22 protein-coding genes are annotated in these 25,138 nt (G+C 42.9%); 19 read left to right on the top strand and 3 right to left on the bottom strand.

Going from position 1 to position 25,138, the window contains the following annotated elements; all coding sequences use genetic code 11:
• Positions 1 to 51 precede the first annotated feature (51 nt).
• The 9 genes from BLR42_RS06855 (at position 52) to BLR42_RS06815 (ending at position 9,008) form a co-directional block, all read left to right on the top strand.
• Positions 52 to 1,473: an amidophosphoribosyltransferase gene (locus BLR42_RS06855; RefSeq protein WP_022761418.1), complete on the top strand. Its 1,422-nt coding sequence runs from the start codon at positions 52 to 54 to the stop codon at positions 1,471 to 1,473.
• A 215-nt stretch (positions 1,474 to 1,688) separates the two neighbouring features.
• On the top strand, positions 1,689 to 1,967 hold the full coding sequence (locus tag BLR42_RS06850) for an HU family DNA-binding protein (protein WP_022761419.1): 279 nt from the start codon (positions 1,689 to 1,691) through the stop codon (positions 1,965 to 1,967).
• Positions 1,968 to 2,112: 145 nt separating this feature from the next.
• On the top strand, positions 2,113 to 3,681 hold the full coding sequence (locus BLR42_RS06845) for a helicase HerA-like domain-containing protein (protein ID WP_026497791.1): 1,569 nt from the start codon (positions 2,113 to 2,115) through the stop codon (positions 3,679 to 3,681).
• Between the two features lie 42 nt (positions 3,682 to 3,723).
• Positions 3,724 to 5,652, top strand: coding sequence for a hypothetical protein (locus BLR42_RS06840; protein ID WP_091867745.1), 1,929 nt, complete (start codon positions 3,724 to 3,726; stop codon positions 5,650 to 5,652).
• A 2-nt stretch (positions 5,653 to 5,654) separates the two neighbouring features.
• A complete protein-coding gene (locus BLR42_RS06835) occupies positions 5,655 to 6,206 on the top strand; it encodes a glycosyltransferase family 2 protein (protein WP_091867743.1) in 552 nt (183 codons plus the stop codon).
• Positions 6,207 to 6,211: 5 nt separating this feature from the next.
• The gene (locus tag BLR42_RS06830) at positions 6,212 to 6,547 is read left to right on the top strand and encodes a GtrA family protein (RefSeq protein WP_091867741.1); all 336 of its coding nucleotides are present in this window, start codon (positions 6,212 to 6,214) and stop codon (positions 6,545 to 6,547) included.
• Positions 6,548 to 6,577: 30 nt separating this feature from the next.
• Positions 6,578 to 7,117, top strand: coding sequence for a hypothetical protein (locus BLR42_RS06825; protein WP_091867739.1), 540 nt, complete (start codon positions 6,578 to 6,580; stop codon positions 7,115 to 7,117).
• A gap of 140 nt (positions 7,118 to 7,257) precedes the next feature.
• On the top strand, positions 7,258 to 8,742 hold the full coding sequence (locus BLR42_RS06820) for a methyl-accepting chemotaxis protein (RefSeq protein WP_091867736.1): 1,485 nt from the start codon (positions 7,258 to 7,260) through the stop codon (positions 8,740 to 8,742).
• A gap of 14 nt (positions 8,743 to 8,756) precedes the next feature.
• Positions 8,757 to 9,008, top strand: a complete 252-nt coding sequence (locus tag BLR42_RS06815) for a hypothetical protein (protein WP_022761425.1) — start codon at positions 8,757 to 8,759, stop codon at positions 9,006 to 9,008.
• Between the two features lie 30 nt (positions 9,009 to 9,038).
• On the opposite strand, the gene BLR42_RS06810 is transcribed toward BLR42_RS06815, so the two are convergent.
• Entirely contained in the window at positions 9,039 to 10,079 is a 1,041-nt protein-coding gene (locus tag BLR42_RS06810; RefSeq protein WP_170832660.1) for a CPBP family intramembrane glutamic endopeptidase, read from the bottom strand.
• 115 nt (positions 10,080 to 10,194) lie between these two features.
• On the opposite strand from BLR42_RS06810, the gene BLR42_RS06805 reads away from it, so the two are divergent.
• Entirely contained in the window at positions 10,195 to 10,923 is a 729-nt protein-coding gene (locus tag BLR42_RS06805) for an SEL1-like repeat protein (protein ID WP_139165118.1), read from the top strand.
• Positions 10,924 to 11,132: 209 nt separating this feature from the next.
• Here BLR42_RS06805 and BLR42_RS06800 read toward each other — a convergent pair whose 3' ends face one another.
• A complete protein-coding gene (locus BLR42_RS06800) occupies positions 11,133 to 12,401 on the bottom strand; it encodes a methyl-accepting chemotaxis domain-containing protein (protein ID WP_091867730.1) in 1,269 nt (422 codons plus the stop codon).
• Between the two features lie 134 nt (positions 12,402 to 12,535).
• Here BLR42_RS06800 and BLR42_RS06795 point away from each other — a divergent pair, with 134 nt between their 5' ends.
• From BLR42_RS06795 to BLR42_RS06770, 6 genes are all read left to right on the top strand, one after another.
• Positions 12,536 to 13,555: a TRAP transporter substrate-binding protein gene (locus tag BLR42_RS06795; protein ID WP_170832659.1), complete on the top strand. Its 1,020-nt coding sequence runs from the start codon at positions 12,536 to 12,538 to the stop codon at positions 13,553 to 13,555.
• Between the two features lie 132 nt (positions 13,556 to 13,687).
• The gene (locus tag BLR42_RS06790; protein ID WP_022761430.1) at positions 13,688 to 15,079 is read left to right on the top strand and encodes a PhoH family protein; all 1,392 of its coding nucleotides are present in this window, start codon (positions 13,688 to 13,690) and stop codon (positions 15,077 to 15,079) included.
• Positions 15,080 to 15,254: 175 nt separating this feature from the next.
• Entirely contained in the window at positions 15,255 to 16,328 is a 1,074-nt protein-coding gene (locus BLR42_RS06785; protein ID WP_091867725.1) for a hypothetical protein, read from the top strand.
• Positions 16,319 to 17,185 (top strand): hypothetical protein, encoded by an 867-nt coding sequence (locus tag BLR42_RS06780; protein WP_091867723.1) that lies wholly within the window; start codon positions 16,319 to 16,321, stop codon positions 17,183 to 17,185. Before BLR42_RS06785 ends, BLR42_RS06780 begins: the two co-directional genes overlap by 10 nt.
• A gap of 5 nt (positions 17,186 to 17,190) precedes the next feature.
• Positions 17,191 to 18,648 (top strand): MBOAT family O-acyltransferase, encoded by a 1,458-nt coding sequence (locus BLR42_RS06775; RefSeq protein WP_091867721.1) that lies wholly within the window; start codon positions 17,191 to 17,193, stop codon positions 18,646 to 18,648.
• A 12-nt stretch (positions 18,649 to 18,660) separates the two neighbouring features.
• Complete coding sequence (locus tag BLR42_RS06770; RefSeq protein ID WP_139165117.1) at positions 18,661 to 19,734, top strand: hypothetical protein; 1,074 nt, start codon at positions 18,661 to 18,663, stop codon at positions 19,732 to 19,734.
• Here the strand turns inward: BLR42_RS06770 and BLR42_RS06765 are convergent.
• Positions 19,731 to 20,405 carry a rhomboid family intramembrane serine protease gene (locus tag BLR42_RS06765; RefSeq protein ID WP_022761435.1) on the bottom strand — a complete coding sequence of 225 codons (675 nt, stop codon included), beginning with the start codon at positions 20,403 to 20,405 and terminating at the stop codon, positions 19,731 to 19,733. The genes BLR42_RS06770 and BLR42_RS06765 overlap by 4 nt on opposite strands.
• A gap of 219 nt (positions 20,406 to 20,624) precedes the next feature.
• Here BLR42_RS06765 and BLR42_RS06760 point away from each other — a divergent pair, with 219 nt between their 5' ends.
• From BLR42_RS06760 to BLR42_RS06750, 3 genes are all read left to right on the top strand, one after another.
• Complete coding sequence (locus tag BLR42_RS06760; RefSeq protein ID WP_170832658.1) at positions 20,625 to 21,353, top strand: class B sortase; 729 nt, start codon at positions 20,625 to 20,627, stop codon at positions 21,351 to 21,353.
• Positions 21,354 to 21,497: 144 nt separating this feature from the next.
• Complete coding sequence (locus tag BLR42_RS06755; RefSeq protein ID WP_091867715.1) at positions 21,498 to 23,033, top strand: flotillin family protein; 1,536 nt, start codon at positions 21,498 to 21,500, stop codon at positions 23,031 to 23,033.
• Between the two features lie 335 nt (positions 23,034 to 23,368).
• Positions 23,369 to 25,138: an ammonium transporter gene (locus BLR42_RS06750; protein ID WP_091867713.1), complete on the top strand. Its 1,770-nt coding sequence runs from the start codon at positions 23,369 to 23,371 to the stop codon at positions 25,136 to 25,138.

Here is a 25,138-nt window from a genome sequence, read left to right as displayed (position 1 = left end):
ATGATATTATTGAACACGTAGTGTTTAAATAATCATTATCGGGAGGTTTCCATGGGTGGTTTTTTTGGCGTAGCATCGCGTGAAAGCGCAGTTTTTGATCTGTTCTACGGAACTGATTATCATTCTCACCTCGGCACTCGCCGGGCAGGTCTCGCTGTATATGACAGGAAGAAGGGCTTCGACCGTTCCATACATAATATCGAGAGATCGTATTTCAGACCTAAATTTGAAGAGGATATGTTAAAAATGGAGGGACATCTCGGAATCGGCTGTATTTCCGATTTTGAGCCGCAGCCTCTCATTGTTCGTTCTCACCATGGCACTTATGCCATAACTACGGTCGGTAAGATCAACAACATTGAAGAGATTACCAATAAGCTATTTGCGGACAACAGATCTCATTTCCTTGAGATGAGCGGTGGCGATATAAACCCCACAGAGCTTGTTGCTTCCATCATTAATCAGAAGGTTACGATTGTTGAGGGCATTAGATATGCGCAGGAGATAATTAAGGGATCGCTCACAATGCTCCTTATGACTCCGGAGGGCATTTATGCAGCCAGAGATAGATTCGGTAGAACACCGGTTGAAATCGGCCATAAGGATGAGGGATATTGTGTATGCTTTGAGAGCTTTTCATATCTGAATCTGGGTTATGATCCCTACAGGGAACTCGGCCCCGGAGAGATTGCTTTCATCACACCCGAAAGTGTAGAGATAGTAGCTCCGGCCTTTGATGAAATGCGTATCTGTACCTTTCTGTGGATCTATTACGGATTTCCTGCTTCGACCTATGAGGGACTAAGTGTTGAGAATATCAGATACGGCTGCGGAAAAAAGCTTGCTCAGCGTGATATGCAAAGAGGGCTGCATCCCGACCTTGTTGCAGGTGTACCTGACTCCGGAGTTGCTCATGCCATCGGATATTCGAATGCTTCAGGAATCCCGTATTCAAGACCGTTTGTAAAATACACACCCACCTGGCCGAGATCATTTATGCCCACAATTCAGTCAAGACGTGACCTCATCGCCAAGATGAAACTAATTCCCGTTAATCAGTTGATAAACAATAAGAGTCTTCTTCTTATAGATGACTCGATAGTAAGAGGCACTCAGCTTCGTGAGACAACTGAGTTTCTTTACAAGAGCGGGGCAAAAGAAGTTCATATAAGACCTGCATGTCCTCCGCTTATTTACGGCTGCAAGTACCTGAATTTCTCACGTTCGAATTCGGAGATGGAGCTTATCACAAGACGCGTCATTGAGAAGCTTGAAGGATATCCGAAGCCGGGTGAAGAGACTGTACGTAAGTATACCGATCCCGATTCTCCCCAGTACGAGGCTATGCTTGAGGAGATAAGAAAGGAGCTTAATTTCACATCCCTTCATTACCACAGACTGGATGACATGGTGGAGGCTATACCGATCGAACCCTGCAAGCTGTGTACCTATTGTTGGAGCGGTAAAGAGTAATCCCACCTTCTGAAAACCCTTGAATCACCTTATTTTGCAAGTTTCAATATCTGTTTTTCACAAGAATAATCAGACTTTTTTGACAGATATCACTAAAAACGGCTTAAATACGGAAAAATCCGACTTTTTTTGTCAAAAAAGGCTTGTTTTTAGGCTTTTTGGGTGCTAGTATAGTCAATGTAGTTAAATTTTCTTATATTTGGAGGAAAACGATTATGAACAAGACAGAATTAGTAGAAGCAATTGCAAAGGAGACAGGTCTTTCTAAGAAGGATTCTGAGAAGGCTGTAAAGGCTTTCGTTGACGTTGTTTCAAAGCAGCTTAAGAAGAAGGATAAGGTTCAGCTTGTTGGCTTTGGTACTTTCGAGACCACAAAGAGAGCAGCTAGAACAGGTAAGAACCCTCAGACTGGCGAGAGCATCAAGATTCCCGCTTCTGTAGCTCCTAAGTTCAAGGCTGGTAAGGCTCTTAAGGATCTTGTTAATAAGAAATAATTTAAACTTCAGAAACAGCCGGTAGTCGTAAGACTACCGGTTTTTTCAATTAATCAAAAATTGTTTATGTTTGTTGTTTTGCTGAAGATTTGTAGTTAAAATAGTAAGTAGATTGAATTTAAGCATAACGTTGGAGGGTATGGAAATGTTTAAAGACAGTAAGGTGTGGGTAGCAAAAGCAGACAATGGGGATGATTTATGCCTTTTGCCGAAGATGGCAAACAGACACGGACTGATTGCAGGCGCAACCGGTTCAGGTAAAACGGTTACACTTAAGGTTCTTGCGGAATCCTTCTCCGATATGGGTGTTCCGGTATTTCTGGCCGATGTTAAGGGCGATCTTGCAGGAATGATCCGCGAAGGCTCAGGGATGGAAGAGAGAATAGAGAGATTTTCTCTTGCAGGAACAGGCTACGAATACAAAAAGTATCCTGTTACTTTCTGGGATCTTTTCGGAGAGAAGGGAATTCAGCTTCGCACCACTGTTTCTGAGATGGGACCTATTCTTTTGTCCAGAATTCTTGGACTCAACGATCTTCAGAGCGATATCCTCACAATTGCATTCAAAATAGCGGATGATAACGGGTGGTTCCTGTTTGATACCAAAGATCTTAAGGCTCTTTTAAATGAGCTCTCAGAGAACAATAAGGAATATGCCGCCAAGTACGGTAAGATGAGTCCCGTATCCATAAGCGCGATTTTAAGAAGCGTTGTTGCGCTTGAGACACAGGGGGCCGAGACTTTCTTCGGAGAGCCTGCGCTTAATCTCACCGATTGGTTTACAACAGATACGAATGGAAAGGGAATGATCAACATTCTTGATTCCGAGAGCCTTATAAATAATGGCGTTTTATATTCAACCTTCCTTCTCTGGATGCTCTCAGAGCTTTTTGAGACGCTTCCCGAGGTGGGAGATATGGAGAAGCCCAAGATGGTATTCTTCTTTGATGAAGCGCACCTTCTTTTCAAGGACACTTCCAAGGCCCTTCTTGATAAGATAGAGCAGGTCGTAAAACTTATTCGCTCCAAGGGAGTCGGTGTTTATTTCATCACTCAGAATCCGAGAGATATTCCGGATGGAGTTCTTGCACAGCTCGGCAATAAAATACAGCATGCGCTTCATGCCTATACTCCCGCAGATCAGAAGGCTGTTAAGGCCGCTGCGGATTCCTTCAGGGAGAATCCCGAGTTTAAGACTTATGATGCTATCATGGAGCTTGGAACAGGAGAGGCTGTTGTGTCCTTCCTTGATGAGAACGGTACGCCGGGAGTTGTCAGACGTGCATTTATTCTTCCTCCTATGAGTAAAATCGGAGGAATTGACGACTCTGAGAGAGACAGCGCAATAAAGGGAAGCCTTCTCTACAGTAAATATGCAAATGCAGTAGATTCCGATTCTGCGTATGAGATGCTTCAGAGAAAGGGAGTAATGCTTGCAGAGGAAGCTGCTAAGGCTAAAGCCGAGGCAGAGGCTGCTAAAGCAAAGGAGAAAGAAGAGGCAGCCAAGGCAAAAGAAGAGGAGCGTGAAAAGCAGAAGGCAGAAGCTGCAAAGAAGCGCGCTGCAAAATCCGTTGCTTCAACCGTGAGTGGCACAGTGGGACGTGAAGTAGGTAAAGCTGCCGGCAAGGGCTTCGGAAAGTTCGGAAAGACACTTGGAGGCAACATCGGAGCAAGCCTCGGCCGAGGAATTATCGGTACGCTATTTAAGTTATAAAGCCTTCCCCCTGGGAGAATATACTAATCTGGAGACATACACATGTGGCTGCTAATTCCAACAGCATTTTTTCTGACGGCATCTGTTCTTGCCGTTAAATTCAAAGAGAGCATATGCGATACCATAGCCATGACAGGTGCAATGCAGATACTTGCATTGTACCTTCTGGCTGTAATTGGGGAAATGAGGGCTATTTATGTAATAGCTCTTTTGATAATAGCCTTTTTTGTGCTGATTATTTATGCGGAGCACTGTATAAAGGAGGCTTCGCTTGCATCCAAGATCGTGAACATTAACAGCAAAAAAAGAGTATTTCGAAGATGTTTAAAGGCTTTCTTTAGACCTTCTGTAATTACCTTTATCCTTGTTTTGACAGCTGTTACCTATCTTACAAAGGACCAGATTTTCACCTGGTGGGATGATATCAATTTCTGGTCATCTGATGCTAAACAGTTGTTTTATCTGAACAGGTTTCCCGGAAAATACGGCAATGTTTCACCGGAATTCGGAGATTATCCGCCGGTAACATCACTGTTTAAATGGGTTTTCCTGCAGATTAGTTCGGGCAGATATATTGAAGGACTCCAGTTTGCCGGCTATTTTGCGTTAAACGCAGTTTTTCTTATGCCTCTTGTAAAAGCAGTGAGGGACAAGCTTTCAGCGCCGGCAACTCTGCTTGCATTTATGGTCCCGGGAATTGTAAACGGAATTATCTTTTACGGAACTCCGGCTGATATCACTATGGGCATCATATATGGAGCTCTGCTGTATGCCATCTGGGACAAAAGAGACCATGCAAGTCTTTTTTATTACGGAAGGATTGCGCTATATGCAGCGGTGCTGTTCCTTACGAAATCTGTCGGTATCGAGTGGGCACTCTTTGCACTTTTGTTCTATTTTATGCTTGGATACAAAGAGAGAGGAATAATCTTCGCGTCACTTTTTTCGGCATCCTTTTACGGAAGCTGGCTTCTGTTCTGCCTGATAAACAGGAGAGTGGCCAAGGCTACGGGACTTGGAATAAAAATGGCAACAGGTTCCTATTCTGTCCCCGCTAATGCACTTGATAAAGCCAGATACTTTTTCCTCGGGCTTTGGACCATGCCGATGCATGCTGATCACAATATAACCTTTGACCTTCCGATAGGCGCGGTGATAATCCTTATCTTTGCAGCTTTTATTCTGATGGTAAAAAAGGGAATAATAGCAAGGGAGCAGGCGAAGCCGATAGGGATTTTCCTTTTGATATCAGCTTTTATTTCACATGCAATTATTTTCATTGCACATATTTCGCTTTTTCAGGCTGAGGATCAGTATCTTGATGCCTTTGCTATGACAAATTCGATAGCAAGATATGGGGCACCTTTTACTATAGGCGGCATATATCTGATTGCGGGAATAGCATTTACGAAGGCGAGAAGATATGAGAAACTTTCGGAAAAATCCGATGCCCCGGACAACAATAAGAAGGCGATACTGATTTACATCGCGTTCGCGGCTTTTGTGCTTCTTACGGCAGATTATAAGGGTATGTACAAGTATCTAGCGGGATATAGAACAGAACTTGCCGATAATAAGACGTACAACGGCGATATGATAGATGATGGCGGAGAGATGTTTATTGAAGCCGTTTACGGGCACAGGGATCTCTGGGGACACAGAGTATTGAATCTTAGGAGCGGTGAGTCTAATCACTGGGTCCACGATACCTACATCAGCAAGGAAGCATCGCCTGTTCCGGCGGTGTATGATACACTTACAGAGACTGATACAGCAGCGACTATATGTGAAAAAATATTAAGCAGTCATGCTGAGTATCTCTTTGCGGAAGTACCCTCTGTTGGGGAAGAGACTATGGCAGAAACTTTTAACACCATCACGGAAGGTGAGGAATATTTTAAATTCTGGAAGATATACAGGATAGAAAAATCAGGAAACGATATTAAACTATACCCTGTTTATTTATATTAAATATGGAAAATAAGACAATACCGATTATAATCCCGGCCTATGAGCCGGATGAAAAGTTAATAAAGCTTCTTTCCGACCTGAAAGCATCGGAGCTTAAACCTGTTGTAATAGTGGATGACGGCTCGGATAAGGATACCTATGGACAACTCTTTGAGACGGCCAAGTCTGAATATGGGGCAGTTGTCCTTCGACATGCAGTCAATATGGGTAAGGGAAGAGCACTGAAGGATGCCTTCAATTACTGCTTGAATGAGTATCCCGATATGATAGGAGTCATAACCGCTGATTCCGACGGACAGCATACAACGACAGATATCACAAGGGTCAAGAGAGAGCTTTTGGAAAACAGCGATGCTCTGATTTTAGGGTGCCGAAATTTTGATGAGGGCGGAATTCCCGCGAGATCCGTGTTTGGAAATAAAACCACCAGCAAGGTGATGGGTGTCCTGACCGGAGTAAAGGTGACTGATACACAGACCGGTCTACGTGCTATTCCTGCGGGATTTATGCGGTGTTCTTTAAGTTTATTATTTCCTCGCTTTCGTCGAGTGTAATAGATATGCTTATGTTTGCTCTGTTTTGCAGACTTTTCAGGAATGTCGAGGATCTTTTTATAGGATATATTCTGCTTTCTACGATACTGGCAAGAGTGATATCCGCCACCTACAATTTTATGGTTAATTACAAGGTGGTATTTAAGGGGAGAGGAAACAAATTCCTTGCTGCAGCCAAATATCTGCTGCTTGCCGTTGTTATAATGCTGCTTAGCGGCTACGGAGTTACCTTTATTCACGGCTTCTTTGAATCGGTTCCGGAAGTATATGTGAAAATCCCGGTGGACACCGTATTGTTTTTGCTTAGCTTTGTTATACAGCGCGAATTTGTATATAAATAAATGACTTAGGTTTTGTTGGAGATTAGAGTAATGGATAATCGTCTAAATAGAAAACCGCGCAGAAAAAAATCAAAGAGCTACTACATGGGGATAATGGTTCTTTTTATCATCTGCGTGATGTATATGATAATGTATCCCCAGTTTGGTTCATCGAATGAGGGGAATAATGCCGGAAGTAGCAGCTCTGAGCTTTCAAGCTACGAGCCTGCGGAAAATTCAGCGCAGCTCCTTACAGACGATGAAAAAAGCGATGCCAAAAGTGCAGCAGAGGCTGCTATATCAGCAATTGAAGAGCGTGATGGGAAAACCTACAATTTCCGCTATCCTGACCGCTTATCCGGCCATTTCGAAAAGCATGGGGCGGAAATGGGCTTTTCTTCAGAGGAAGAATATCTTGAAGGAGCCAATGCTCTTATAAACAATCCGGAGGCTCTTCACAAGACTGAAGCCGAGGACGGTGATGATATTTATTATCTTGAATCAACCAATGAAATCGCCTTTGTTTCCACAGACGGATACATCAGAACCTATTTTATTTGCTCAGGCAAAGCTTATTATGACAGGCAATAGGTCCGATTTATAAAGTAATTATAAAGAGAGAATATCCTTATTTAGTAAAAATTTAGAACTGAATTTCGTCTATTCTGATAAAATATTAAGTGTGAGAATATTTGTATCAATTGTTTGCATTTATATATCAGGAGGACAATATGGATAAGAACCAATTCTCCCGTGCCAATCAGCGAGCGTTTACGGTATGCCTTATTATTGTGGCTACCTGTGCACTCGCTTTTGTGTTTGAAGGGGTTACGGCGGGCTTTTCCGGCGGAAGAATTCTTGAAATAGCTTCCGTTGTGATAAGTATTGCGGTAATGCGCGTAGCGATGGCGAAGTTCAGGGAAGGCCGTATCGGTTCTACGATGATCATGCTTGGTGCAACGGTTACTTTCGTTGTTGTAATGGTTGTCGAAGGTCAGCTCTACTATGTTATGTTCGGACTTCCTATCCTTGTATGCGGAATTCTTTATATGAACAAGCGCATTATAATAGGCGGAAGTTCAGTAATTCTCCTTATGTATGTCATCACCGCCCTAAGAGTCCTTTCGAAGGGGGAAAGAAGCGGTACAGAAATAGCACTTACCGGAATTGCTACAATACTTACGATTCTGGCATTATATTATACTATGAGCCTATTGAATATCTTTAATGAGGAGCATTTTGAAACTATCCAGGAAAATGCCAAGGTTCAGGAAGCTGCCAGCCATGATATGGGAAAAATCGCAAGACGAATTTCCAAACATTTCGACAGTGCTCAGGGTACTATAGCTGAACTTGAGTCGATTATTGAAAATACAAGCTCCGGAATGAAGGATATAGCAAGCTCCACAGAGAGTACCGCAAATGCGGTAACGGATGAAGCCCAGAAGGTGGCAGAGATAAGAGAGCAGACACAGGTTGCGGATTCTCAGAGACAGCAGATGATAGAAGCTTCGCAGAGTACCAAGGAGACGGTTGCTGAAGTGGCTCAGACCATCGAGGTTTTGAGAGACAAGGCAAGAGGCGTTCGTTCTGCCAGCCAGATTACTGCTGAATCTACTAAGGCAGTTCTCAACAAGGTAGAAGAGGTACAGAAAATTCTTGGTTCGATCATGGCTATTTCAAAGCAGACAAACCTCCTTGCACTTAATGCTTCAATTGAGGCTGCCAGAGCAGGAGAAGCAGGAAAAGGCTTTGCGGTTGTTGCAGATGATATCAGACAGCTTTCTGAGCAGACTAATAATGCATCCAATGAGATTACAAAAATTATCGGTGAACTTACAGAAGATGCAAATAAGGCCATGGAGAGTATAGATAATACGGTTGAGTCCGTGGAATTGCAGAATCAGGTAATCCGTGATACCGCTTCCTCATTTGAGACGATCAATCATAATTTCGAGGATCTGATTGATAAGATCAGTGATATCGGAACCAGTATGGAGATGATTGATAATTCCACAAATGAGATAAATGATAATATTTCTAATCTGTCTGCCACAAGTGAAGAAGTTGCTGCACTTTCCAATGACGGACTAAAGAATGCTCAGGAGGCGGTTTTGAAGTTCGAAAGCTTCAGAGAATCCCTGGATGGTATTTACAAGCAGGCACAACGTCTTAAGGAGATCAACTTTGATGCGGATGACTCTGATGACGATTGATTAAGGAGGTTAATATGAGAGTATTATTTGCTGCAGGACGTGTTCGTGAAGTTACAGATGTCGAAGTAGTCGGCATGGATGTCGGCGATGGCCAGATTATTGGAACACAGGTGAATTTTATTATGGCAAACGGAAATAAGGTTGAGTATATCTACAGTCAGGGTGTACCGATTGAGGAATCCGGTCAGAAAGCCGTAGAATTTGTTCAGGAATTATATAAAAACGGCTATGCAGACTTCTCACAGGAAGTTGTAGAAATGCTCTAAAATCTTGTTTTTTTCATAAAGAGAAACAGATCAGATCGCAAAATTTAACAGTATAGTTATGATAATGCACGCGATGATGAGGCTTATCATTCCTACATTTAAAACGGAGTCCTTACAGAATTTGTCCTGAATCGGAGTATTTGGGGAATTCTGTAGGAGACTTCCTTTTTTTACGTAAAAAATCAGCATGATAAGGCCTATTATAGCGACGATGTACTGAATCACGGAATAAATAATGGAACCCGTATTGGAGGGTGAAAGATTGGGATCAATCAGCATCGGCACAAAGGCTCCAAAGAAATTGAAGGTACAGTGCATGATGATGGTATAGATCAGTTTCCTTGTGTAAATATATACATAACCAAAAACAATTCCCAGCGCAAAAGCATAGAAGAACTGGAAAACATTGGTGTGTATAAGTCCGAAAATAAAAGCGGATATAATGATGGCATTCCATTCACCATAGCGCCTGCAGTAACCGATCACTGCGTATCTGAACATGATTTCTTCAAAAATCGGAGCAAGTACAACGCTGAGAAGAAAGACCATAGGAAGTGACATATTTGTGAGAGTGGATGACAGAACATCAGTCATGTCCTGTCCGGTAATGCTGCCCATTATTACTGCAAGTATCTGCCCTATAAGGGAGCCGATTATTCCAAGCGGAAACATGTACATGATAAATCTGAAAAATTCTCCCGGGGTAAGCTTCCTTCCCTGAGCCTTCTCCTCAGGAGTCATAAACTGCATACCCTTAAGCGGAAGAAGATCCCTGGTAGCCGGAGCGTTTAAGATGATTATTGAAATCGGAACAGCGATAAGATATCCCGAGCACATGGTAATTAAGGTTGTGAGAGTGGTGTTCGCCCTGAACTGTTCTATAAGCTGCATATAAAGCTCCATGTTCAGACCATCACCTATTTCCGGGGAAGCGCTCAGATACGAGAAGTAATTAACGAAGATATATATAAACATTGCTGCAGCTACAAAAACTACGCTGAGTATGTTGGAGAAAACCACATAAAAGAGGATTGAAAAACCAAGATGTGAGAATTTCTTTTTTACAGACATAAATAAACTCCTTTTGTTACACAAAGTAAGTATGTATTTATAATATCCGTTTACGAAATTATACGAAATAAAATCAAGGGTGTAAAGAAACCCCTTCTGTGATATTATAACATCTATGAAAGAACGGGACGAATCAAGAGTCGGCATCAGAAGGACCAAGCGCGCTGAGTACCGACGGGAGCTTAAAAAGTTCATAAGTGAAGGAAAAGGCCACTACAGATGCAGATTTGCGGAGGCTGCCTATGAGCTTGGTGATATGTACCGCAAGGGAATCGGAGGTACGGCGGACATATCACAGGCCTATTATTACTATTTACAGGCAGAGTATGCGGTTATCTTAAGGCTTCAGGTCAGAAGAAACAATGAGGATGAAGCGTTTATAGCCAAAATCAGACTGGCGCTTACAAGCCTTCGAAGAAAGCTTGGCTATGGAAGCGAGAGACTCTACTGCAGTACACATCCCTTTGTGCTTTATCAGGCTCTTGAAGGCGGCTATGAGATTATGATTTCCTTCAGACGAATGAAGAGCGGCAGGATTAAGATTATAGGAGCCAGAATACCCAAGGCAGGCGCGGATGAATGTAAGAGGTCCAGGATGCTTGTCACTTACGACAGATTCCACTACTGCGAGCTCAAGGATTTCGTTATTACCTATGCACAGAATGTTCAGGGATTGTGGTATGAGAATTCCGAGGATTGTATCCGGGTCGATGCAATTACACTGGTAATGGATGAGATAAAGGGAAACCGCTGTGAATTTTATTATCATGGGAAACTGGTTGCTTATATCTGGGCAGAGGATTACGTGGTAAGTTCGGGTAGACCTAGGTATATCAAGTTCTGAGAGGAAACTGGTTTATTAAAAAATTATAAAAAACGCCCTAAAATCACTTTTTTGGGGTTGTATTATCGCGAAAGTGTGATAAAATCTAATTATATTGATGGGTGAGATATTTTAGTGCAGGCAGGACCTGCTAAATAAATCGTTCTGCGGTTTATGTATTTATGAGGGAGAAAGAGCCGATGGTTTTTACCACCGGCTCTTTTGTGCAATTATGATTCGTTTTCAGCTGCTTCCATGACGCTTTCAATCTTATTGTGCAGCCATACAATATCCTGGTCAAAGGCTTTCAGCAAAGCTGATGAATATTTGGATTTTCTTATAGCATCGGTTTTTCTCACATCTGAAAGAAGAGACTTAAGCTCATCAATATTCTCAAGAGTTTCTGTCATTTCTTCCTTAAGAGAAGCAGAGCCGCGTATGCAGCCGTCCAGAACACTTCCTATACGGCTTCCCTTATATAGTATCTCACGGGCGGAGGTCATTATATCAGATCTGAAAACCTCCAACGCTTTCAGGTAATCAGCCTGAATAGCATCCTGTTTATCGAGTGTCTCCCTGAAATCCTGATTGAGTCTTGAAAGACTTTGGATCAATATGTTCGTGTAATTAGTACTCTGTCTGTAATACTCGTTACTGGCAGATGAGTACATATCTGCGTATCTGGAAGCATCCCTGTGAGCGGATTCTATGGTGTTTACGGAAGACCTTACGGTCCTAAAGCCGTTTTCCAGTGCACCGAGCTCTGCATCAAGGGCAGCAGAGATATCATGAATCTTCCTGGACAGATCTCCAACCTCAGCGGCAACCTTCGTGGAAAAGGCCCTGTTTTCCTCGTTCATATGAGTGGCATCTATAGTTGTATTAAGCGCCAGAAGATCAGCCTCCGATGCCAGGGCTTCGAGCATTTCTTTTTTCTTTGAAAGGCTTTGTACCTGCTTGTGGTACTGATCGAGGGATGAGAGTGTGTACTCAACGGATTTTTTTAATATGTGTGAAAATGATGAGTAGCTGCGTATCTGCGCAACAAGCTCGGAATCAGGCATATATTCAGCAGAGAGCTTTGGCAGGTTTATCTGTGGAATCTCTATCTCATCGCTGAGCTCCGAATTGTCAGGGAGCTCCGGTAGATTGTCGGTTGTCTCCTTTATGGATGAAAGAGCCTCACGCACCTTTTCTATGGTTCCGTTTAAAGTGGCAACATCGTCTATATGCCCCTTGGTATCATCCACAACATCGGAGAGCATTTCCTCCAGCTCATCAAAGCTCTCATCCTGATCCGATGAAAAGGATGAAAGGTCACTTTCTATCTGGTCTCTTCTTCCTCTTAAAGCTGTGGGAATGTCGCGAATAGGGGAAATGAGGTCTGAGAGCTTTTTCCGCTTGACCACTTCCTGCCTGCTGATGGTAGGAGCAAACTCTTCGAGCGGCACATAATTATTATCAAGTTCATCATCATAATTTCTGCCAAAAAGCGCCAAAGTTCTATGCTCCTCCCCACGGAAATAATAACTTATAAACTCATTATATCATAATATTTTTAGAATAAATTAATTGCATTTAATGTATGGTTTACCTAAGATTAATGATAGTAGAAAATATGGAGAAACCATATATGACAAGGCTTTTGACATTATATAAAAAGGTAATTATATCGGTTTTCATAGGTGTGCTATGTACGTTCGCACTTGCAGGCTGTAAAGGACCTGCTAAAAGTTCGGACGGCGTCAGCACGATTAAAATTTGTGTTGCCATGCCCCGGGATGATTTCAGATGTGATTATGTCAGACAGTTCGCATCTGATGTTGAAACGGGCACGCAGGGACGCGTTAAATGCGATGTTCACTACCAGGATGAATACGGGGACCAGCTGCTTATCTATGATGATATGAAAAAAGGAAAGGTCGATGTTTCGATCATAGCTGCACCCTATTTTACCGATATAGTTCCTGAGGAAGGAATAACCGGACTTCCTTACCTTTTCACCGATCATGAGACCGCATGGGAATTTTCCGAGTGTGACATCAACAGGGAGGTAGATGACAAGCTTGAAAAGAGAGGCTTTAAAGTGCTGAGCCACTATTGTGGATCCTTCCGAAATCTGTCAAATTCCGTTCGCCCGATCAATACTCCCGAGGATATGAAGGGACTAATAATAGGAACCGTTAAGAGTAAGACTCTGATGGATATGTTTTCGGTACTCGGAGCAACCTCCTACAGTTATGTGAGCTCCGAACTATATGACAATCTGAACAGAAGGACTTTTGATGGAGCTGACTGGTCAGCAACTACCTTCTACACAAACGAATATTATAAGATTCAGAATTATGTTGCAGTTACCAATCATGCGTATAATTTATGGAACATGGTTATGAGGACAAGCGTGTATAACAGTCTGAGCGAAGAGGACAGAGCTGTCATTGATGCTGCAGCCAAGGTATCCGCGGATGGAGAGCACGAGGCAGTTCATCAGAATGAAGAGGATATTTTTAAGAAGCTTGAAGAACTCGGACTGGAGGTTACATATCCGGATCCCAAGTTGTTTATAGAAGCGACCGAGTCAATTCGCGAGAATTATTCAGGTGATTTCAAGGATGTTTACGCCAAAACCAGACAGTGGCTGGATAGCAGGTAATCACAAATTATAGTATTTTTTAGTATGAACAAACCCAAAATATGGTATAATTCTTACATAGACGTAAGGGTTATACCATTTTTTTGTGATATAGCATCACACGTCTAAACTAAACAGGATGGGGGGAAGTGCATGAAAAAAATCTATGTACTCGATACTAATGTCCTCATTCAGGCGCCACATGCTCTGCGGTGCTTCGATGACAACGATGTTGTCCTGCCGCTGGTGGTACTTGAAGAACTGGATACGCACAAACGCGACGAGGGTGAGCGCGGTGCCAATGTCCGAGAAGTAATCAGGTTACTTGAAGAACTGAGAAAGGAAGGAGATCTTACAAAGGGAGTAGAACTGCAAGACGGAGCGATCCTTAGGGTAGAGAAAAACTATAAGGATGTAGAGCTTCCCAAGGATATGGTGGAGTACAAATCCGACAACCGTATTCTCAGAGTTTGCAAAGGGCTTTCGGATACACATAAGGAGCAGGTAATCCTTGTAACAAAGGATATTCTGATGCGAATAAAGGCACAGCTCCTCGGGATCCAGGCTCAGGACTTTACAACTGAACAGGTAGTATCAGGTGACGATCAGTATGCCGGAAGAATAAGGGTATACGCACCGGAAGAGAATTTTAAAGAATTTAGAAGAAAGGGAGTACCGGTTGATGTAGTTTATATCTGCGATGAAAACGGAGATAAGATCAAGCCGGAACTCTATGAGAATGAATTTGTAGTACTTCAGAGCGACCAGTCCACCAATAAGACACAGATGGGCAGAGTCGACCACGGAGTTATCAGAAAGCTTGAATTTGAAAAAGCGCAGCCCTACGGCGTAACGCCCAGGAACGCAGGTCAGTACTTCCTTCAGGAGGCGCTGATGCAGCCTGCGGACAAGGCACCGCTGGTTATAGTTAAGGGTATGGCGGGAACAGCCAAGACTTTCTACTCACTGGCAGTAGGTCTTGAGAAGATGATAAACAGACCTACGGGAGAGTATAGAAGAATCCTTGTCTGCAGACCTAATTCCCAGTTTGATGATGACATCGGATTTTTGCCCGGCGATGAGCAGGAAAAGATAGGACCTCTTATGAGACCTATAATCGATAACCTGGAACAGCTCATCGATTCGAGCGAGGAAGAGCGCTATAACGATGAGAAGGAACTTCAGGATAAGACGGATGAGATCTTTGAGAGAGGAATCGTTCAGACTGAAGCCCTTAACTTCATCCGAGGCCGTTCAATCCTTAAGACCTACCTCATAATTGACGAAGCCCAGAATATGACGCCGGCTCAGGCGAAGGGCATCATCACCAGAGCAGGTAAGGATACCAAGATAATTCTATTGGGAGATCCCAATCAGATAGACAGACCTTTCCTTGATGAGAGGACAAACGGTCTATCCTATGCTTCCGAGCACATGAAGGGCTCCGAACTCTGCTGGCAGATTACACTGTCTACAGAGGAATGCGAGAGATCCAGACTCGCTATGGACGCCATCGGAAGAATGCGAGATAAAGTGATATTATAAGTGTCAGAGAATACATAATGCCTTCCCCCACTGGGGGAAGGTGTCAGCGAAGCTGACGGATGAGGGGAAGCTCCGGTATGCCGGAGCTTCTTTTTGTTGTAAAAAAGCCTTCCCGGCTATAAAATCAATATAAGCGCGTTTAATCCATTATAAATCTGATAATGAGGACTTTCCCATGAAATCTTTAATGGCTGCATTTTTGACCATAACCTGCCTTCTAAGTACAGTAAACTTTGGAGGTGGCATAGTGACAGACAGACCAAACGGTGGCATACGGCAGGGACTTGCAATGTACTGCCAGCCGAGGGACAGCATAGATGTGGTTATGCTGGGATCAAGCCATGTAAATTACGGAATAAATACCTATAAGATGTGGGAGGAATACGGAATCAGTGCCTATGACTATTCCTCTGCAGAGCAGGCGATTTGGATTTCCTACTATTATCTTAGAGAGATCTGTAAATATCAAAAGCCTAAGGTTGTGGTGCTGGACTTCTTTGCGCCCTGCGCCTTTCTGGACAGCTACGCCGATAAGTACTATTATCTGAACGATGCGCTCTGCGGCATCAGATATTCCCTCAATAAAGTTGAAATGGTCGAGACCGCGGTTGATGGCGATGAGAACATGAAAAAGAAATATCTTTCTTCATATTACGGGGCGGATTCCGAAGGAGATCTTGCCACACTTAAGGAAGGATGGAGCAAGGACTACAGCTCTTTTAAGGGATATACACCTTCTTTTAAAATGGCTGCCGTTAATACACCAAGTCCAAATACCACTGATGTTAAGGCACCTTCCGAAAAATCTCAGAAATACCTAAGAAAAATAATCGATTATACATATAAAAACGGAATAGAACTGTACATTACGATAGTTCCCTATAACCTGAATGTAGGGCAGCAGGAGGGCGTAACCCAGGAGGAGGACCTAAGGTACAACTGGCTGGAGAATTACCTGGAGGAGATAAAGAATGAGGGTATAGACAATGTTTATTTTGACTATACTTTTAAACATATAGGTGATCTGGGAATAGACTACGAGGGCGGTACACATTTTGCAGATGGCAGTTCGCACCTGAATTATTACGGTGCCACACAGTTTGCAAAATACCTTGCGCAGGATTTAAGAAGCAGATACGGCGAAGAAAAACTTCCGGATCACAGAGGTGATGAATATTACAGTTCATGGGACGCAGGCGTGGAAGAGCTTAAGGCAGAGGTTGCCGGTGAGGGCTGGGAATGGCGATAAAGAAGAATAAAAAACTAAGACGCATAATTTTTATAGCCATCACGGTGCTGGTAATAGTAATACTTGCCACTGTACTTATTCTGCTGTTCAGACCGGGGAAGAGTGATAATACCGGCATGACTTCCTATGACGATCTGAAAGAGACAATCACAGAGGAATCTGCCGGAGAAAATATAGAGGCGACTGAGGAAGAACCTGTAGAACAAGCTGTTGTAGATCCGGGCGAAGTCCTTGCAAGTGCGGCATACAAGGAAGGTATCATAAGCAGGGCGACTCAGTTTAGGGATGAGTGTGCTTCTTTGTACACGGATATATCCGGAGACCTTGCCAGATTTTCTCTTATTGATATTGATAAGGATGGGATTCCGGAACTTATAATGCACGATGTTTCCGGAAAGAGAGCTTTCTACTGCAGCTATGTAGGTGAAGCTGTCTCCGAGCCCTTTGAGATTTATGTCGATGAAACTGACGATGATTCTTCATATATGCCGGGCACTTACGCAGCTCTTTTTCTTGAGAAGAATCTCTTTATAAAATATGTTATTTCAAATAACGGCGGCAGAATAGAGTCGTATCTTTACAGGGTTAATGAACAGACCAAAGCTCCGGAACTGACAAATAATGTTGCGGTGGAAAACGGAGCTTCATTTATGGCAGGAGACGGAAGCAGTGTTTCTGAGGAGGATTACAGGGCTGTCTTTTCGAGTGCGCTTGGGGATGATTACGGTCATTATTTTCTTGACGAGCTTATGATAGCTGACGGTGAGTATGATTTTAAATCCCAGTATTCCTGGGGATCATCGCCGGCTCTTTCACATATGACTCTTGACGAATTATCAGCTAAGATTGGGGGATAATTTACTTGCTTTTTCAGCTTACGACTATTGGCTTTATAATCATATCGGTTTTACTTTTTCATATCACACCGGGGAGATTTCGTAAGTGGGTGCTTCTTGCTGCGAGTGTATTTTTTATATACTGGCAGGGAAAAGCATTCGGGCTTACGGTGCTCCTTTTTATTACGGTGATCTCATACCTTTTCGGGGGATTGATTTCATATTTTCAAAAAAGAGATGAGGTGAAACTTGCGCATATAACTACTGCTATAGGCATAGCTATTCCTGCGCTTATTCTCTTTGGGTGGAAATACCTTTATATTGCAGCATCATTAGTGGGAGTATCCGTACCGGAAAAAATAGCGGAGCTTGGACTTCCGATAGGTTTATCTTTTTATACATTTCAGGCAATCAGCTATGTTGCCGACGTTTCAATGGGAAAAACTTCACTACAGAAAAATCCGTTTATCTATGCGCTTTACATGATGTGGTTTCCTAAGTGGATGAGCGGCCCGATTGAGAGAGAAGGGGCATTCCTCGAAGAGATTAAGAAGACGGAGAGCGTAAAGTTTTTTGACTTTGACAGGACAATTCGCGCGCTGTCATATCTTTTATGGGGACTTTTCATGAAGATGGTTATTGCCGACAGGATAGGAATTCCGGTTGATGCCGCCTTTGAAAAACCATCGGAGTATGGCTTTCTGACTCTTATGCTGGTTTCACTTTTATATACAATGCAGATATACTGCGACTTCGCGGGCTATACTAATATAATGATCGGAATTTCCGCGCTTTACGGAATAGAACTTACACAGAATTTCAGGACGCCTTATCTTACGGAAAATATAGTGGAATTCTGGCGAGGCTGGCATATTTCGCTAAGTAATTTCCTAAAGGATTACATCTATATTCCGCTTGGAGGAAATCGCAGGGGCGGTGCCAGAAAAGCCTTTAACACCTTGGTGGTTTTCTTTGTGTGCGGTATGTGGCACGGAGCAGGACTTACTTTCATAATCTGGGGAATTTTCCACGGAGTTATGAATGTACTTTCAAGCTTTTTGAGAAAGAGCAAAGCGGCATTTCTTGTAAAAGGAATGCTCGGACGAATTATAAGCTTTATTCTGGTATCCTTTGCCTGGATCTTTTTCAGAGCTCCGGATATGAGCGTTGCCGCTTCGTATATCAAAGGGATGATTCCTTTTGTGGGTACAGCAGGAATTAGAACTGGGCTTTCCTTTGAGGACGGACCGATGCTTGGACTCGTGCAGACAGAATGGTGGATTGCAGGATTATCCCTGCTTATCCTTACAGTTATGGATATAATTTCGTACAGGAAAGACACCATCCCGCCCGAAACCATGTCCGCAAGATGGGGAGACATTACCAGAGGTGCGGTGTTTGTTTTCCTCGCACTTGTAATATTGATATTCGGAAAATACGGAGCCGGAGAAGAAATCAGAAGCTTCGTCTACGCACAATTTTAAATGGGACAAAATATGAAAAGAATAATAGTTACTTCAATTAGTTTAATAGTATTTTTCTGCCTTCTTTCAGTCGCCAACAACGTCCTCTGCGTAAAGACCGAGGCCGGTGTTACGCAGTCGAGGGCACTATACGACCAGCCTAAAAACACAATAGATGTGGTTATGCTTGGTTCAAGTCATGTTCACTGCGGAATCAACACGGCGAGGCTTTTTACCGATTATGGCATAGCTGGTTATGACCTTTCTTCCGCGGAGCAGCCTTTGCATGTTTCCTATCATTATCTGAAGGAGCTATGTAAATATCAAAAGCCTAAGGTTGTTGTTCTCGACTTTTTCACGGCGGCAGCTTTTCAGGAGGATTACAAATACCACTATTATTTCCTCGGTGACAGCTTGTATGGCATGCGCTTTTCGCTAAACAAACTGCAGCTGATGACGGCTTGTTTTGATAATAAAGAAGAACTGTGGAATAAATATTTCCCTTCCTTTTTCGGTTATCATGACAGATATAACGACCTTGAGGAAAAGGATTTAGAGGCTGCTTTCGGCAAAGATTACAGCTATTATAAGGGCTTTGTTCCTCATTTTCATAACGAGTCTATGCCCGATCCTGTGATTGATACCGATGAGTGCAAGGCACCGCTTGAAAAGGCGGTGAGATATCTGGATAAGATAATAGAATATACAAAAGAAAATGATATAAAGCTTTATATAACAATGGTGCCCTACGAGCTGAATGTGGAGCAGCAGGAGGGCCTTAAGCAGGAGGAAACCCAGCGCTACAACTGGCTTGAAAATTATGTGAGAGAGCTTAATGCAGCCGGGGACGATCACGTCTGCTTCGATTATGTATTTAAACATCTGGGTGACATCGGTCTTGATTATACCGGAGGCTCCGACATATCGGATGGCAGCTCTCACCTCAACTACAACGGAGCAAATAAGTATTCCGATTACCTTGGAAATACTCTGATTAACAACTACGGAAGAGACCTCCTGCCCGATCACAGAGGTGATGTCGCCTACGATTCCTATCTAAGACACGCCGAAGCAATAGATCAGCTTGTCGCTGAAAATCAAGATTAAAGTAATCCTTCCATTTCTTTGCTGTTGTGGAAGACGATTATATTTACGATTCCAAAAATGACACCAATAATGCAACCGCCAAGGTGTGCTACGGTATTGGCATCCTTCTGGAAGAAGCATTCATAGACAATCAGTAAACCAAACAGCAGAATATTTATCAGCATGTTTTCTTCCTTAACAAGCTGATCTCTGTTTACGATTAGCCATACCACCATAAAACCTGATAAACCCATGGTGCATCCGCTCGCGCCAAGGGAACCAAAGAAATCGTCAAAAGTAATATTGTAGGCCAGTGTGAGAACATTACCTGCAATACCGGCTAAAAAATACATAATGAAATAAAGACCGTGTCCCATATAGTTTTCAAGTAATGCGCCGATTGCAACCAGGCACAGCATATTTCCGAAGATGTGATCAACGTCTGCGTGCATAAAGGTTGCCGTAATCAGTCTATACCATTCTATTTTATCCGTGTAAAAAAATGCGGCGGGATCCAATATCAGATCATCATAGAAATTCGGTGCGATGCTGTTAGATGCAAGATAAACAAGAACGTTTATAATTACAAGAGCTATCGTTACATAAGCTGTCCTATAAATCTGACCTCTTGTCTTTTTGAAAACCGGACGATAAATATTGTTATCGGACGGGGCTTCTTTGATTTTATTCATAATCCATATTCCTCTAAAGCTTTCTAAAGATTCCCCTCAAAGGCTAATTATACAGCATGTCGGCTGTCAAAGAAATCTCTTTTCTAATACCCTTTGTTCGTATAAAATATTGATATTATGGAAAATACAAACACAGAGAAAAAAACAAATTCATTTTGGAGCATTTTAAGAATAGTGCTCATACTCATTCTTCTTGGGGTCATTATATATGAGGGAGTCATGATATATTTTGATCAGAAGGAGTATTCTGTCGCGACTTCGGAATACGATAACATTGCTGATCAATATGTCATTGTAAAAGATGATAATTCCGAACTTTTCGAGAAAATCGACGAGGAATCTGAGGAGACATATCCTAGGCTCGATATCAATTTTGAGGCATTAAAGGGCATCAATTCCGATTTCATAGGATGGCTCTATTTCCCTGCCATTTCCACAATTAACTATCCTGTGGTAAAGGAACAGTCAATCGACCAGTATCTTCATAAGACCTTTGAAGGAACACCTAATAAAGCAGGCTGCATTTTTATGGATGTTGATTCTGATGCTGATTTTTGCGGCCTCAGTGACTTCTTATTTGGTCATAACATGAGAAACGGATCGATGTTCGGTTCTCTTAAAACTATTTATAAAAACAAGGACAAGGATATCCTTGCGGAAAATCCGTATGTTTATATTTATACGGAGGATAAGATATATAAGTACAAAGTATTCTCATACTATGCTACAACCGTGGGCTCTTACAGCTACACGGAAGTTAAGAACGAGAGTGAATACGAAGATTTTGTAAATTATGTTAAAAACTGTTCTATGAAGGAAATCTCCGGAAATATCGATTTTTCGGAACATCCTTCACTTCTTACATTGTCGACCTGTTCCGGCCAGTCGGGCAGTGGAAACAGGTTCGTTGTTCACACTGTAAAGGTCGCTTCCTTTGACAGGCAGTAGCGACGTAATATCGTTAGCGATTATTTTTTCCAAAACAGAAAAATACAATATTTAAAGGCTCCAAAACCGATATGTATTCACGACTTTACGTAGATTACAATTAAATCACTGAAACAAAAGTGTTTAAGAGAAAGGAAGGGCGTTATGACTACATCATTAACAATGGCAATCGTAATTGCCGCAATCATTATCATTTCTATTATCATTATTGCAGCCGGATATGTTAAGGCACCTCCGGACAGAGCATACATTATATCCGGTATGAGAAAGGTTCCTCGTATCCTCATTGGACGCGCAGGTATCAAGATCCCCTTCTTTGAGAGGGTCGACAGATTGTATCTTGGGCAGATGACTGTTGACATCAAAACAGAGCAGTCCGTTCCTACCAATGACTTCATCAATGTTAATGTTGACGCTGTCGCAAAGGTAAGAATCGGTACTACTCCCGAAGCGATTCAGCTTGCTGCCAAGAACTTCCTCAACAAGAATCCCGAGCAGATCACACTTGATCTTCAGGATTCCCTTCAGGGTAACATGCGTGAGATCATCGGTACACTTGCTCTTAAGGCAATCAATACCGACAGAGACAGCTTCTCAGATCAGGTTATGGAGAAGGCTTCAAAGGACATGAGTAAACTCGGTATCGAGATTTTGTCCTGCAACATTCAGAACGTAACCGATGAAAACGGTCTCATCAATGACCTTGGTATGGATAACACCTCCAAGATCAAGAAGGACGCAGCTGTAGCTAAGGCTCAGGCTGAGAAGGAAGTTGCAGTTGAAAAAGCAAAAGCTGACAAGGAAGCCAATGATGCAAGAATTGCAGCTGATCTTGAGATTGCACAGAAGCAGCGTGACCTTGCTATGAAGCAGGCAGAACTGAAACTGGAAACCGATGCTGCAATGGCTAAAGCCGATGCCGCATACGAGATTCAGAGACAGGAACAGGAAAAGACAATTCAGACCAACACCGTTAATGCCCAGATTGCAAAGGCAGAGCGCGAGGCTGAACTTAAGCAGAAGGAAGTTGCTGTAAAGCAGCAGGAACTTGCAGCTGAGATTGAGAAAAAGGCCGATGCTGAAAAGTACCAGGCTGAGAAGGCCGCTGAGGCAGAGCTTGTAAAACGTCAGAAGAAAGCCGATGCTGATAAGTATGAGCAGGAGCGTGAGGCTGATGCAAGGAGAGCACAGGCTGAGGCACAGAAATTCGCAGCAGAGCAGGAAGCAGCAGGTATCAAAGCTAAGTACGATGCCGAGGCTGCAGGTATTGAAGCCAAGGGTCGTGCCGAGGCGGAAGCTATCAAGGCTAAAGGTCTTGCGGAAGCTGAAGCAATGGAGAAAAAGGCAGAAGCGTACAAGAAGTACAACGGAGCTGCTATGGCTGAGATGATGATCAAGATCATGCCTCAGATGGCTGCCGAGATTGCAAAGCCTCTTTCACAGATCGACAAGATCAATATATACGGAACAGGCGATGGAACAAACGGTGCAAGCCAGATTTCAGGCAACATGCCTATCGTTATGAAGCAGGTGTTTGATACCATGTCAGAAGCTACCGGTGTTGATTTCACTGAGATCATGAGAGCCGGAACCTATGATGCTAAGGTAAACAAGAACATCAACCTCACCGGCAACGGTGTGAATGTGAGCGTTGAAGCAGAGAATACAGTTACTGAATAAGTAAAAAAGATCAAGATTTTTAATTTGAAAAAAAGTTAAAAAAGTATCTTGACACATCTGTTTCATAAGCGTAAAATCACAAACTATAAAAGACAAGGGCGTCTTAGAGTTAACACTCTAAGGCGCTTTTTCTTATCTTTTTGAATACACTCCGGAGAATGTGTACTCACAATTGTATACATGTATTCATAAGTAATCACCGGGCATTGTTTTGACCGGAAGTTCTACAAATGATTTATTAGGCGGTGCAATGGGGCATCAGACTGTATGAGCAGTCTCCCTGCGCACCGCCAATTTTATTATCCCGACTAATTTAGGAATCGGAGGAGCAGGTTATGAGTGAAGAAATTTTAAGTGCAATTGATTCGAGTGTTTTCGGAGTTTGGTTTTTGATCGGAGCAGCTCTTGTATTCTGGATGCAGGCAGGCTTTGCAATGTGTGAGGCAGGTTTTACAAGAGCAAAGAATACAGGAAACATCATTATGAAAAACCTGATGGATTTCTGTATCGGTACTGTAGTATTTATTCTCATCGGTTTTGGATTACTCCTTGGTGAGGACATGATGGGAATCATCGGAAGACCGGGATTTGATATTTTTACAAGTTATGCAAATTTCGACTGGTCCAATTTCGTATTTAACTTAGTGTTCTGTGCAACAACAGCAACGATCGTTTCAGGATCCATGGCTGAGAGAACAAAGTTCATTTCCTACTGTGTATACTCAGCAGTTATCTCAGCAATCATTTATCCTATTGAAGCTCACTGGACATGGGGCGGCGGTTTCCTTGCACAGATTGGATTCCACGATTTTGCAGGATCCACATGTATCCACATGGTTGGTGGTATCTCAGCCCTGATCGGTGCAGCATTCCTCGGACCTCGCATTGGAAAGTTCGAGAGAAATGCAAGAGGAGAAGTTGTTAAGGTAAACGCTTTTCCCGGACATAATCTTACAGCAGCAGCTCTTGGTGTTTTCATTCTCTGGCTTGGCTGGTATGGATTCAACGGAGCAGCATGTACTACAGTAGAACAGCTTGGAAGCGTATTTGTAACAACAACAATAGCACCTGCACTTGCAACAGTAACATGCATGATTTTCACATGGCTGAGGTATGGTAAGCCCGATGTTTCAATGTGTCTCAATGCTTCACTTGCAGGACTTGTAGCAATCACAGCTCCCTGCGATGTAACAGATGCTTTTGGTGCAATCGTAATCGGTATAGTAGCAGGACTTCTTGTTTGCTTCGGTGTATGGTTCCTTGATTATAAGCTTCACGTTGATGATCCGGTTGGTGCCGTAGCAGTTCACTGCTTAAACGGCATCTGGGGAACACTTGCAGTTGGACTTTTTGCAACAAACGCAGCACCCGGTTACAGCATTGCTGATGCAGCAGGAAATGAGATGACAGGTCTCTTCTATGGCGGCGGCTTCAAACTCCTTGGTATTCAGTTTGTAGGATTTGCAGCAGTTGCAGCATGGACAGCAGTAACAATCACAATCACATTCGTAGCTATTAAAGCAATCCTTGGCCTCAGAGTTAGTGAGGAAGAGGAAATCACAGGTCTTGATGCAACCGAGCACGGTCTTGCATCTGCATATTCAGGATTCGCACTTATGGATATCTCCAATACTCTTAACATGAGTGTCAATGAGAATACAGACCTTGGTGTTGATGAATATGACAAGGCTACAGAGTTCCAGAAGAATGCATCAGTTCCTGTTGTAACAGGTCCTGTTAAATCAGATTCTGCTATTCATAAGGTAGTAATTGTTACAAAGCTTTCAAGATACGACAAGCTTCGTAAGGCAATGAACGAACTTGGTGTAACCGGAATGACAGTTACTCAGGTTATGGGATGCGGGGTACAGAAGGGCTCAGGTCAGAAGTACCGCGGAGTTGAGATGGATGTGACACTTCTTCCCAAGATTAAGCTGGAAGTTGTTGTCAGCAAGATTCCTGTAGAGGATGTTATTGAGGCAGCTAAGAGAACTCTTTATACAGGAAAAATCGGTGATGGTAAGATCTTCGTTTACAGCATCGATAACGTAGTTAAGATTCGCACCGGCGAGGAAGGCGTACTTGCACTTGCAGATGCTGAATAA

Origin of the sequence: Butyrivibrio sp. INlla16, assembly GCF_900104155.1 — a bacterium.
Taxonomy (GTDB): Bacteria; Bacillota; Clostridia; order Lachnospirales; family Lachnospiraceae; genus Butyrivibrio.
The sequence above is the reverse complement of the archived record's forward strand: the minus strand, read 5'-3'. Positions and strand labels throughout refer to the sequence as shown.